Genomic DNA, 12,282 nt, shown 5'->3' on the forward strand with positions numbered 1-12,282 from the left:
TCAGCTTCTCCGCGTCCGCGACGCTGCACTCACGGAAGCCGAGGTGCTCCCGGACCTGCGCACGGTGGTACTCGACCGTGCGCCCGTCCAGTCGTAGAAACCCAGCTTCGAGGCAGGAACCTGCACCTGCCGGGCGACGAACTCCACTGCCTCACCGGGCAATTCTGCCCGGTTCCGGGGAAACCGGCCGTACTGCGTGTAGAACTTCAGCAACACGGCGAAGCCCAGTCGCGTCGCACCGCGCTTGCCGGACACGAGCGCCTGCTCGTCCTTCAGCAGCGTCCAGTGCTCGACGAGTTCATCCAGGTCCAACGGAGTACGGGCCACGATCGCCGATCGTCCTCGCAGAGCTTCACCCACCGCAGCCGTACGGCCCAGGACTCACCCACACGGGTGACACCCTCCCAAGATCACCGCCGTTTGCGGCTGGTGACAGCATTCTTACCGGCACCCCCTCACCCGGGCGGCGGGCGGCGAGCCGGTACGGACCGTCACCGGCCCGCCGCGCGGTGCCCGTTCCACCGTGCGGCGGGCCCGGCGGGCAACCGGTACCGCCCGGCGGCCGGCCGCCCGGCACCCGGCTTCCGCGCCGGTGCCCCCGCGGACGCGTGGGCGGCGGGTGCGGGGCCGGTGGTCGCAGCGCACGGCCTGTCGTGCCGTCGACCGGGAGCCGGGTCCCGGCACCACCCGGGCGCCGTCCGCGCCGCGCCGTCCGCGCCGTCCGCGTCGGCCTCGCGGGAGGACTGGCCGGTCGCGACGCCGTGGGCGGGCAGCGGTCAACGGGCGTCGGCCGAGAAGGTGTCGACCGCCACGTCGAAGTGCTCCCGGGCCTCGCGCACCGTGCCGACCGGTGCCGACACCCACACGTCGTACATGCGCCCGCCCTCCTCCCAGCACAGGTCGTAGGTGTGCCGGGGGCCCTCCGCGGCGCTGAAGCCGTTCCAGGTGAACTCCCAGAACGCCGCGGGGTGCGCGGCGTGCGTGGTGCGGGTGACCCGGCCGTCGTGGTAGCCGGGGTTGTTCCCGGGGCCGTCGGCCGCGGCCCGCTCCAGCACGGCCACCGGACCGCCCGGCCGGGGTTCGGTGACCTTGATGCCGAGGCGGAAGGTCCGCGTCGGGGAGAGGTAGAGGACGCGCTCGTCCTGCCACTCGCGGGCGAAGTCCTCCGGTACGGCCAGGGAGAAGCCGGCCGGGTCCCGGGCGGTGCGGTAACCGGATGGCGCGGTGCGGGAGACGGCCGTGGCCGGGCCGCCCGTCGGCGCACCCGTGGCGCTGGGCGCGGGGGTGGCCGTCGCGGACGGCGAGGCGGTGGTGCGTGCCCCCGTCGCCGTGCCGGACGGCGGGCCGCCCGGGGTGCCGTCCCCGCCGCCGTCCTGGTTCAGCAGCAGGGCCACCGCCGACACGCCCGCACCGGCCACCGCGGCGACGAGCAGCGCGCCGATGAGCGCTCCGCGCAGGGACCGGTCCACGGACGGCGGTTGCCGGGCCGGGGACCCGGACGGGGCGCGGGGCCCGCGGGGCGCGTCGCGCCCGAACGGCGGGTGGGGTGCGGCGGGGGGAGCGGGGGCGCGCATCCCGATCGCCCCCGGCCCGGCCCCGCGTCCCGGGCCGGGGGCGCCCGGGGCGGCCGGTCCGTCCGGCGCCGGCGGGGTCCGGCCGGTCTCCAGGAACGTCCGCAGCATCCACTCGGCGTCCGCCGCGCCCAGCCGCCGGTCCGGATCGCGCTCCAGCAGCCCCCGCACGACGGGCAGCAGCGGCTCGGCCTGCGCGGGTGGCCGGATCTCGGCGGCCACGACGGCGTGCAGGGTGCCGCCGAGCGAGTCGCGCCGGAACGGCGACTCGCCGCTGAGCGCCGTGCACAGCAGCGCGCCCAGCGACCACAGGTCGGACTCCGGGCCGGTACGGACGCCGGACATCCGCTCCGGGGCGGTGTACTCGGGCGAGCCGACGAAGGAACCGGTCTCGGTGAGCGTGGTGGCACCGGCGACCTGCGCGATGCCGAAGTCGGTGAGCACCACCCGGTCGGTGCCGGACTCGACCAGGACGTTCGCCGGTTTGATGTCCCGGTGCAGCACCCCGGACCCGTGCGCGGTGCGCAGCGCGCTCAACAGGTCGGCGCCGATGCGGGCGGCCTCGACCGGGTCCACCGGGCCCCGTCTGTCGATCCGGTCGGCCAGCGAGCCGCCGTCGATCAACTCCATGACGATGTAGGGGCGTTCGCCGTGCTCCAGGACGTCGTGCACGACGATGATGTGCGGGTGCCGCAACTGCGCCACCGCGCGGGCCTCACGGAAGGTGTGGTCGCGCCGGCGCCGGGCGTCGTCGTCCGGCAGGGAGTCGTCCGGGGCGAGTTCCTTGACCGCGACCCGGCGGCCCAGCACCTCGTCGCTCGCCCGCCACACGACGCCCATGCCGCCGCGCCCGATCCGGGCCTCCAGGCGGTAACGGCCCGCGATCACGCGGCAATCGTCCCCCTCGGTCCCCATGGGGCCCATCATGCCGCACCGGACGCACCGCCTCCGGAGCGCCGACCGGCCAACCCGGCCGGACGCCACCCGGTCGGGTGGCGTCCGGCCGGATCAGCCGGCGTCCGGCTGCCAGCCCTGCAGCACCCGGGTGAACTGCCTGCTCGTCGTCGGCCAGTCCACCGAGGGCGAGGACATGTAGAGGGCGTACTCGGTGCCCTCCCGCGAGTAGTACGTCTCCTCGACGGCGTGCCGCGGCCCGGGCACGTAGGGGGGGTCCTTCTTCAGGGCGGTCCAGGTGTACTCCCACAGCGAGCCCTTGCGGTCGCGGTAGGTGTTCTCCTCCATGGTGACGCGCTGGTAGCCGACCAGCCGGCTGAGCTGCTGCTCCAGGTCCCGCTGGTGCTGGTAGGCGTCGGCGAAGTCCGGTGAGGTGTCGATGGAGACGCGCACGAAGTGCTTGCCGCCGTCGGGCGTGTAGTCGACCTGCTTGAGGTCGCCCTGGATGTCGTAGACCTTGCGCTTCCAGCCCCTGGGCAGGGAGATGCCGAAGCCCAGCGGGTCGACGTGCCGCACCCAGGTGTCGGGGACGGCGCCCTCGGAGCCGGCGGTGCCCGAGCCGCTCGGGGTCGGGGGCACCGGCGTGGGCGTGGTCCCGTCCGTCACCTCGGTCCGTCCCCGGTCGTCCCAGTGCTGGTAGCCGCTCGCCACCGCCCCGCCGAACAGGGCCGCGGCGGCGACGACGAGCGCGACCGTGCGCAGCCGGTGCCGGGCCGCCGGGCGCGCCGTGCCCGCGGCGGCGGGCGCCACGGCCGTCGGCCCGGTGACCGGATGGCCCGGGACGGCGGAGCCGTAGCCGGAGGCCGCCGTTCCGGAGCCGTACGCGGGGGCGGCGGCGCCGTGGCCGGGAGCGGTGGCGCCCGGGCCGTACGCCGGCGCGCCCACCCCGGAGCCGTACCCCGGCGCGCCCGCCGGGCCGTACGGCCCGGCGGTGCCCAGGCCCGAGCCCTGGGTCGGGACGAACGCCCGGGCCGCGTGCGGCCGACGGCCCTCCGCCGCCTCGGCGAGCATCTGCTCGGCCTCTTCCGGCCCCGGCCGCCGGTCGGGTTCCTTGCGCAGCAGTGCGGTGATGACGGGCGCGAGCGGACCGGCGTACCGGGGGTCCTCCGCCTCCTCCTCGACGACCGCCTGCATGGTGCTCAGCGGAGAGGTGCGGCGGAACGGCGAACGGCCCTCGACCGCCGTGTACAGGGTGGCGCCCAGCGCCCACAGGTCCGAGGACGAGCCTGGGTCGTGGCCGCGCACCCGTTCGGGCGCGAGGTAGTCGACCGAGCCGACGACCTCCCCGGTGCGGGTGATGGTGGTGTCGCCGTCGATCTGGGCGATGCCGAAGTCGGTGAGCAGGACCCGGCCGTCCCGGCCGAGGAGCACGTTGCCGGGCTTGACGTCCCGGTGCAGTACGCCGGCGGAGTGCGCGGCGCGCAGTGCCCGCAGCACCCACAGGCCGATCCGCGCGGCCTCCCGGGGCTCGATGCGGCCGCGCTCCTTGACCGCGTCGGCCAGCGAGTTGCCCTCGACCAGCTCCATCACGATCCACGGACGGCCGTCGTGTTCGAGGACGTCGTGCACGGTGACGACGGCGGAGTGGTTGATGCGCGCGGCGGCGCGCGCCTCGGCCCGGGTGCGCGCGAGCAGGATCGCCCGGTCGCTGTCGGAGACGTAGAGCGCGGCGGTCAGCTCCTTGACGGCGACCGCCCGGTGCAGCACCTCGTCGTGGGCGCGCCACACCCGGCCCATGCCGCCGCTGCCGATGGAATCGGCGAGCCGGTAGCGGCCCGCTACGAGCAGGCCCTGCATTTGATTCACGTTGCCCCGCAATGGTCTTGACAGGGTCAGACTAAGGACCGGCCTGCCCGCAGGGAACCTGCGGGGTGGCACGGAAACCGCACTGTGACGGTTGTCGCTTCCGCGCGCGGACGGGAACCGGGTGCCGTCGCGCTCAACAGAAGTGACGGGCGCTCAGTCGCGGTGCCGGGCCCCGGGCCGGAACACGGTGCCCCGGCGGGGGCACCGGTTTCTCAGCCGGTGTAGCGGTACGTCGCCGTCGCCTGCTCGTACAGGCGTGTCACCTCGTCGCGTTCGGCCTCCGGACCGCGGACCTGGACGATGTGGTAGCGGCCGTCGAGCAGGATCGCCATGTTGCGCACGTACAGGTCGCGCCCCTGGTCGTCGGTCCAGGTGAACTGGCCCTCGGCCATGGTCCGTCCGCCCACCTCGATGGTGCGCAGACCGGTGGCCGTGGCCCAGCTGGAGTCCCGGTACGGCTGGAGTTCGCGCTCCTTGTCCCGCTGGTAGGCCATCGGGTCGCCGCCGTTGGCGGAGGCGCTGTCCCTGCCCGGTACGACGATCAGCTCGAAGTCCTCGTGCGCGTACACCACCTGGGCGCTGCCGTTCCTGGGCGTGCGCTGCCAGCCCTTGGCGACGGCGACGCGGAAGCCGTCCGGGTCGGTGCGCAGGGTGAACCCGTCGGCGACGGAGGGGTCCCCCCCGGTCTGGGTCTCCGCGGCGGGCGCGGACTCCGGTGGGTCGCCGTCGGGCGCGTCCTGCCCGGCGGACGGCTGCGCGCCGGAGGGCGCGGAACCCGCCCGGCCGGAGTCTCCCGTGTGCCCGTCGGCCGCCGCGCCACCCGGCCCGTCCTTGGGCATGAACACCATCGCGTACGCGACCGCGCCCGCCAGCAGGAGCAGGACCAGCAGCACCAGGGTCCGGCCGAGACTGCGCGGGGAACGGGCCGCCGGAGCCTCCTGCCGGGCCCGCTTGTGCCGGGCGGGGGCCGCCGGCGCGCCGTTGCGGCGCCACCGCCGCACCAGCTCGCCGCGGCGCCGGACGATCGGCAGCCGCCTGGGGTCGGGCGGCACGGGGACGACGTGGCTGCCGGCGTCCGGTTCGGGCGCGGAACGCACCAGGGAGCGCAGCCAGCCCCCCAGGTCCTCGAAGTCCAGCCGGTCGGTGGGGTCCTGACGCAGCAGCGACTCCACGACCGGGCGCAGCGGACCGCACTCCTCGGCGAAGGCGGGCGGCTCCGCGCACACCAGCTGCACCAGCTCGGCCGTGGACTCCTCGGGGTAGGGCGCGTGTCCCTGCACGGCCCGGAAGAGCAGCGCCCCGAGGGCCCACAGGTCGGTGGCGGGCCCGACCGGTGCCGCCAGCTGCCAGTTCTCGTGCACGGGCACGGCCTGCTCGGGCGCCCAGCGCTCGGTCACCGGCCCCACCACGGTCATCCGCACCTGGCGCGCCCGCTCGGCCGCGAGCGCGGTACCCGGCCCCCGGCGCACGCTCCCACCGGCACCCGGCTCGTCCCAGCGTCCGGCTCCGGGCCCTCCCGCGGCACCGGCGGGGAGGGCGGGGACCGCCCCGGCGGCCGGGCGGCCCGCGGGCAGCTCGGCAGGGCCGTTCTGCTGGGTCTCCTGCACCCGGGCCGCGGCCCGGGCTCCCGCGCGGTAGGCGGCGATCGCCCCGGCGCGGGCGGCCCGGATGTCCTCCCCGGTCTCCGGCGCGCACCGGCCCGCCGGTCCGGTGCCGACCGCTCCGCCGGCCGCCCCGCCCGCGCCCGGCACCGGCAGCCCGCCGGCCGCCCGCGCCTGGATCGCGGCGCGGCGCGCGGCCTCGGGATCGGCGTCGGCGGAGGGCGGGAGCCCCCGGTCCCCCGGACCCCCGGCGGCCGGGACCGGTCCGGGGACGGGTCCCGGCAGCGCACCGGGCCCGCCACCGGCGCCGGGCACCCCGGCACCGGGGCCGCCGGCGCTCCCGCCCGCGGGGAGCACCGGTCCCGCACCGTCCGCCTCCGCGTCCTGCGCGGGCACCGGGTCGTACCCGCACAGCGCCTCCTCCGCCGCGCCGACGGCGAGGCCGGTCAGCAGCACGCGGCCGTCGTCGCAGACGAGGACCGTGCGGGCGGTGATGTTGCGGTGGACCCAGCCGTGGGCGTGCAGCACCCGCAGGGCCATGAGGACGTCGGAGGCGACCTCGGCCGCCCGGTACGGGCTCAGCGGCTCCTCGGCCAGCAGCGAGGCCAGCGGGCGCGCGGGCACCAGTTCGCTGACGATCCACAGCGAACCGCCCTCGGCGAACACGTCGAAGACCTGGTCCAGGCGCGGATGGTCGGGGATGCCGGCCACCGCCTGCACGGCCTCGACCGCGCGCCGCACCGCCGGGTCCGAGGGCCGGCGGGTGGCGGCGCGGGCCGCCGGGCCGCGGCGCGCCCCGTGCGCGCGGGCGGTGAACCCCTCGGGCAGGCCCTCCGCGTCGAGCACCTCGGCCTCGACGACCTCGGGCAACAGCACCTGGCGAACCAGGACTTCCTGCCCGCTGTAGGTGTCGAAGGCCGGGGTCTCGGTCAGTTCGTACTCGTCGGAGGGGGGCAGCGGCAGGCGGTAGCGGTCGGCGAGCACCCGGCCCGCGTAGTCGTCCACGTTGCCTCCCCCGGCCGCCCGGCCGCTCGGTCCCGTTCGCCTCACGGCCCGTTCCGCGCACACACCCGGCTGCGTACGGTCCTCGACCCTTCACGATACGTGCCGGAGGCAAGCGCAATGAGCGGATGACGGATTCTCAAGCTCCCAACCCGGGCTCGTTCAGGTCACGACTTGGGCTCGAAGGCCTTCGCCAGCGTGTACCAGGTGTCCTTGCGCAGGCCGCTGTGCCAGTTCGCGTCCTTCGCGGTGTACATCAGCGCGTAGCCCTGGTGGGCGTTGACGACGAAACCCCGGTCGACGGTGTGGTACCTGGTGCCGCCGTCCACGTAGGTGAACTCCCAGTCGGCGGCCTTCCAGCCGCGGTAGTCCACCTCTTCGATGCCGATCCTCTTGTACTGGGAGCGCACCATGTAGCGCTCCTGGTTCTTCCAGTCCGCCACCGGGTCGCCCTTGGGCGTGCCGGTCCAGGCGATGAGCAGCTTCTGCCCGTCCGGTCCGGTGTAACGGTCCCCGGCGGCTCCGGTGGACTGGTACTTCCAGCCCTCGGGCAGCCCGATCGAGTACCCCTGGCCGCCCCTGTGCGTCGACACCACCGGCGCGCTCCCGCCGCCGGACGGGCCCGACGACCCGGAGCCGTCCTTGCCGGAGGCGCTCGCGCTCGGCGCGTCGTCCCGGCCCGCACCGGCGGTGGCGGTGGCGGAGGCCGAGGTGTCCCCGTCCGGCCGCGCGTCGCTGGGCGTGCTCCGCGCGCTGCCGGAGCCCCCGTCGTGCCGGGCGGAGGCGCCGGCGCTCGCCGTGGTGCCGGCCGCGCCGCCCTTGCCGTCCTGGTCGTCGCCGCCGAGGGTGAGGACCAGCACGGTGCCGATCACGGCGAGGACGACCACGACCGCGATGATCACGAGCGTGCGCCTGGGCACCACGTCGGTGAGCGGTGCCCTCGGCACCGGTCGCGTCGGCAGGTCCATGTCCGGCGGCGGCACCACGGGCCATCCCGAGCCCGGCTTGCCCGCACCGGAGTGGGGCACGGACGCGGTGCCCGTGGCCGGCCGGCCCGCCGGTGCGGCGGAGCCCGCCGCACCGGAGCCGGCCTGTCCCGGAACCCGCGCCCCGCCGGAAGCCGTGCCGGAGGTCGTGCCCGCGGCCCCGCCGGGCGTGCCCGCCACGCCACCGGTGCCCGGCGCCGCCGTGCCGCCGCTCCCGGACCGCGCGGCGGCGGCCGCGCCGGCCGCCCCGGCCGCCTTGCGGACCGAGCGCAGCGCCCCGCGCAGCTTCTCCCCCGGCTCCTCGCCCCGCTTGTCCTCGGACCCGCCGGACTGCTCCGGCAGTGGCACCACGCGCGTGGCGTCCATGGCCTGCGGCTCGGGCGCGTGGATGACGGCGTTGAGCATGGCCCGGGCGCCGGCGTCGTCCAGCCGCTGGGCCGGGTCCTTGGTGAGCAGGCCGTAGATGACGTCCTTGAGCGGACCGGCGTTCCTGGGCTCCTCCAGGGGCTCGGTCATCACCGCGGTCAGGGTGGCGATCGCCGAGCCCTTGTCGTAGGGCGGCATGCCCTCGACCGCCGCGTACAGCAGGCCGCCCAGCGACCACAGGTCGGCGGCCGGGCCCGGCTTGTGCCCGCGGGCGCGCTCCGGGGAGATGTAGGAGGGGGCGCCGACGAGCATGCCGGTGGAGGTGATGGACGGGTCGCCCTCGACCTGCGCGATGCCGAAGTCGGTGAGTACGACCCGGCCGTCCTCGGCGATGAGCACGTTGGACGGTTTGACGTCCCGGTGCAGGATGCCCTGGCGGTGCGCGGAGCGCAGCACGTCCAGGACGGCGAGCCCGACCTCGGCGGCCCGCCTGGGCTCCAGCACGCCGTCCTCGCGGATGACCTCGGCCAGCGACTTGCCCTCGACCAGCTCCATGACGATCCACGGCCGGTCGTCCTCGTCGACCACGTCGAAGACCGTCACCGCGCTGTTGTTGCGGATCCGGGCGATCGCCTTGGCCTCGCGCAGGGTGCGCGTGATCAGGCGCCGCTTCTCCTCCTCGTCGATGTTCGACGGGAACCGCAGCTCCTTGACGGCGACCGTCCGGCCCAGGGTCTCGTCCTCGGCCCGCCACACCGTGCCCATGCCACCGCGGCCCAGCACGTCTCCCAGCCGGTACCGCCCGGCGAGGAGACGACGCTCGCTCTTGTCCTGACGAGTCTCCTGACGAGATGTTCCCGCCCGCTCCGCCTCCGACATGCGTCCCCTCATGCAACCCGCCCTGACAGAGCCTCCATTGTCCCTCACCCGACAAGTGGTCCACGCCCAGGGTGTCCCCGGGCGCGGACCGGGCCCCGCATTCCGGCGGACCGCCGGAGCGGCCGGACCGCCTGCCGGAATGATGGGGGCCCGACGAGGAGGGGACCCGGATGCCGACGCTTCGGACACTGCTGTCCATACCGGTGCTCCTGGTCCTGCTGTTCGCGCCCAGCGCCTCCGGTGGCGCCACCACGGCCGGCGCCACGCGGGCGGTGCTCCGGCTGCTGGTGACCGAGGGCGGGGCCCCGGCCGCCGCCCTGCTGGACCAGGACGCGGACGGCTCCCGCTACACGGCCGCCGGCCGGGGCATCACCGCCTCCGACCACTTCCGCGCCGGCAGCATCACCAAGACCTTCCTGGCGACGGTGGTGCTGCAACTGGCCGCGGAGCACCGGCTCTCCCTGTCCGACACCGTGGAGCGGCACCTGCCCGGCCTGCTGCGCGAAGGCGGCACCGACGGACGGCGCACCACCCTGCGCGCCCTGCTCACCCACACCAGCGGACTCGCCGACTTCACCCGGACCACGCACGGCGCCGTGGCCCTGACGCCCCTTCAGGCCGTCCACACCGCTATCGCCCTCCCCCCGGGCCGCCCGGGCCGCTATTCCTACTCCAACACCAACTACGTCGTGCTCGGCATGGTCGTCCGGCAGGTCACCGGCCACCCGTACGCCGTCGAGGCCCGGCGCCGGATCATCGCTCCGCTGGGTCTGACGGGCACCTCCTTCCCCGGATCCCGCAGGTCCCTGCCCTCGCCGCACGGCCACGCCTACTCGGCCGACGGCACCGACGTCACCGCGCTCGACCCGCGGGTGGCCGGGGCCGCGGGCGAGCTGGTGACCACGCTGGCCGACCTGAACCGCTTCTACGCGGCCCTGCTGGGCGGCCGGCTGCTGCCCCCGCGCCGGCTGCGCGAGATGCTCGGCACCCGTGCCGCGCACGGGGCGTACGGCATGGGGATCTTCCCGGTGAGGCTTCCGTGCGGTGTGACGGTGTGGGGGCACAACGGTCGGATACCCGGAAGCTACGTGCGCAGTGCAGCCACCGCCGACGGCCGGCGCGTCCTCACCTTCCGCGTGAACACGGACGCGTTCGCGGATCCCCGGCTGGAGCGGGCCCTGCTCGCCGCCGCGTTCTGCCCCCGCACCGGATAGAACGGCCGGGCCCCGCCCGGAGATCCCGGCCGGGGCCACTCGTCCGGGTGATGTCGGCGGCCCGTGCCGGATCCGCCCGGGGCGCGGGCCCGGAGGCGGACACCGGTCCGGCACGGCCGGCGGCCGGCCCGTCACAGCGGCACGATGTCCGGTGCCCCCAGCCGTGCCGCGTCCGCCGTCAGGTCGTCGGGCTGGAGCTGCGACTCGCGCTCGGCCTCGACCCGCTTCTCGTAGTGCGTGACCTCCCGTTCGGTCCGGTCCGCGTCCCAGCCGAGGACCGGTGCCATCAGCTCGGCGGCCTCGCGGGCGCTGCGGGTGCCCCGGTCGAAGGTCTCGATGGAGATGCGGGTGCGGCGGGTCAGGACGTCGTCCAGGTGCCGGGCGCCCTCGTGCGAGGCGGCGTACACGACCTCGGCGCGCAGGTAGTCGTCGGCGGCCCGCAGCGGCTCGCCCAGGGCGGGGTCGGCGGCGATGAGGTCCAGGACCTCCTCGGCCATGGAGCCGTACCGGTTCAGCAGGTGCTCGATCCGGACCACGTGCAGTCCGGTGCGGGCGGCGATCCGCGCCCGGGCGTTCCACAGCGCCTGGTAGCCCTCGGCGCCGAGCAGCGGGACGTCCTCGGTGACGCAGTCGGCCACGCGCGCGTCGAGGCCGTGCACCGCCTCGTCGACGGCGTCCTTCGCCATCACCCGGTACGTCGTGTACTTGCCGCCCGCCACGACCACCAGACCCGGCGCCGGATGCGCCACGGTGTGTTCGCGCGAGAGCTTGCTGGTGGCGTCGGACTCACCGGCCAGCAGCGGGCGCAGTCCCGCGTACACGCCCTCCACGTCATCGCGGCCGAGCGGCACGGCGAGCACCGAGTTGACGTGTTCCAGCAGGTAGTCGATGTCGGCGCTGGACGCGGCCGGGTGGGCCTTGTCGAGGTCCCAGCCGGTGTCGGTGGTGCCGACTATCCAGTGCCGGCCCCAGGGGATGACGAACAGGACGGACTTCTCGGTGCGCAGGATCAGGCCGGTGGTGGAGTGGATGCGGTCCTTGGGGACGACCAGGTGGACGCCCTTGGATGCGCGGACGTGGAACTGGCCGCGCTCGCCCACCATGGCCTGTGTGTCGTCGGTCCACACACCGGTGGCGTTGACGACCTGCCGGGCCCGGATCTCGTACCGGCCGCCGCCCTCCACGTCCAGGACCCGGGCGCCGACGACCCGCTCGCCCTCGCGCAGGAACCCGGTCACGCGCGCACGGTTGGCCGCCTGCGCGCCGTACGACACCGCCGTGCGCACCAGGGTCGCCACGAAGCGGGCGTCGTCCATCTGGGCGTCGTAGTACTGCAGGGCGCCGACCAGCGCGTCCTTCTTCAAGCAGGGCGCCACGCGCAGCGCGTGACGCCGGGTCAGGTGGCGGTGCAGGGGCAGGCCCCGGCCGTGTCCGCGGGCCGTGGACATGGCGTCGTAGAGCGCGACGCCCGAACCGGCGTAGAACCGCTCCCAGCCCTTGTGCCGGAGGGGGTAGAGGAACGGCACCGGTTTGACCAGGTGCGGGGCCAGCCGCTCCAGGAGGAGACCGCGCTCCTTGAGGGCCTCGCGGACCAGGGCGAAGTCCAGCATCTCCAGGTAGCGCAGGCCGCCGTGGATGAGTTTGCTGGACCTGCTGGAGGTGCCCGACGCCCAGTCGCGGGCCTCGACGAGGCCGGTGGACAGGCCGCGGGTGACCGCGTCCAGCGCGGTGCCGGCCCCGACCACTCCGCCGCCGACCACCAGGACGTCCAGTTCGCGCTCCGCCATCGCCGCCAGTGCCTCGGCGCGTTGCGCCGGGCCCAGAGTCGCTGTCCTCACCGCTGCCTCCCGCTGTCGCACGTCTCGCTCGCGTCGGCCGCACCCGCGGTGGGGCGAAGCCCGGT

General features: G+C 75.5%; 7 protein-coding genes. 1 reads left to right on the forward strand and 6 read right to left on the reverse strand.

What is annotated here, in order from left to right:
- The 5 genes from QQY24_RS12285 to QQY24_RS12305 all read right to left on the reverse strand — a co-directional run bounded on the left by QQY24_RS12285 (position 1) and on the right by QQY24_RS12305 (position 9,165).
- Entirely contained in the window at positions 1-327 is a 327-nt protein-coding gene (locus QQY24_RS12285; protein WP_301972747.1) for a DUF4158 domain-containing protein, read from the reverse strand.
- Positions 328-776: 449 nt separating this feature from the next.
- A complete protein-coding gene (locus tag QQY24_RS12290) occupies positions 777-2,486 on the reverse strand; it encodes a serine/threonine-protein kinase (RefSeq protein WP_301972748.1) in 1,710 nt (569 codons plus the stop codon).
- A gap of 93 nt (positions 2,487-2,579) precedes the next feature.
- Positions 2,580-4,322: a serine/threonine-protein kinase gene (locus QQY24_RS12295; protein ID WP_301972749.1), complete on the reverse strand. Its 1,743-nt coding sequence runs from the start codon at positions 4,320-4,322 to the stop codon at positions 2,580-2,582.
- 221 nt (positions 4,323-4,543) lie between these two features.
- The gene (locus QQY24_RS12300) at positions 4,544-6,937 is read right to left on the reverse strand and encodes a protein kinase (RefSeq protein ID WP_301972751.1); all 2,394 of its coding nucleotides are present in this window, start codon (positions 6,935-6,937) and stop codon (positions 4,544-4,546) included.
- A gap of 164 nt (positions 6,938-7,101) precedes the next feature.
- The gene (locus QQY24_RS12305) at positions 7,102-9,165 is read right to left on the reverse strand and encodes a serine/threonine-protein kinase (protein WP_301972753.1); all 2,064 of its coding nucleotides are present in this window, start codon (positions 9,163-9,165) and stop codon (positions 7,102-7,104) included.
- A 170-nt stretch (positions 9,166-9,335) separates the two neighbouring features.
- Here QQY24_RS12305 and QQY24_RS12310 point away from each other — a divergent pair, with 170 nt between their 5' ends.
- Positions 9,336-10,379, forward strand: a complete 1,044-nt coding sequence (locus QQY24_RS12310) for a serine hydrolase (RefSeq protein ID WP_301972754.1) — start codon at positions 9,336-9,338, stop codon at positions 10,377-10,379.
- Positions 10,380-10,510: 131 nt separating this feature from the next.
- Here QQY24_RS12310 and QQY24_RS12315 read toward each other — a convergent pair whose 3' ends face one another.
- Positions 10,511-12,217, reverse strand: coding sequence for a glycerol-3-phosphate dehydrogenase/oxidase (locus QQY24_RS12315; RefSeq protein ID WP_301972755.1), 1,707 nt, complete (start codon positions 12,215-12,217; stop codon positions 10,511-10,513).
- Positions 12,218-12,282 lie beyond the last annotated feature (65 nt).

Origin of the sequence: Streptomyces sp. TG1A-8, assembly GCF_030499535.1 — a bacterium.
Classification (GTDB): Bacteria; Actinomycetota; Actinomycetes; order Streptomycetales; family Streptomycetaceae; genus Streptomyces.

Bases quoted from the DNA above. Each gene is read 5' to 3' on its own strand.
- QQY24_RS12290 (WP_301972748.1), bottom strand. From the start codon at position 2,486: ATGGGGACCGAGGGGGACGATTGCCGCGTGATCGCGGGCCGTTACCGC.
- QQY24_RS12295 (WP_301972749.1), bottom strand. From the start codon at position 4,322: ATGCAGGGCCTGCTCGTAGCGGGCCGCTACCGGCTCGCCGATTCCATC.
- QQY24_RS12305 (WP_301972753.1), bottom strand. From the start codon at position 9,165: ATGTCGGAGGCGGAGCGGGCGGGAACATCTCGTCAGGAGACTCGTCAG.
- QQY24_RS12310 (WP_301972754.1), top strand. From the start codon at position 9,336: ATGCCGACGCTTCGGACACTGCTGTCCATACCGGTGCTCCTGGTCCTG.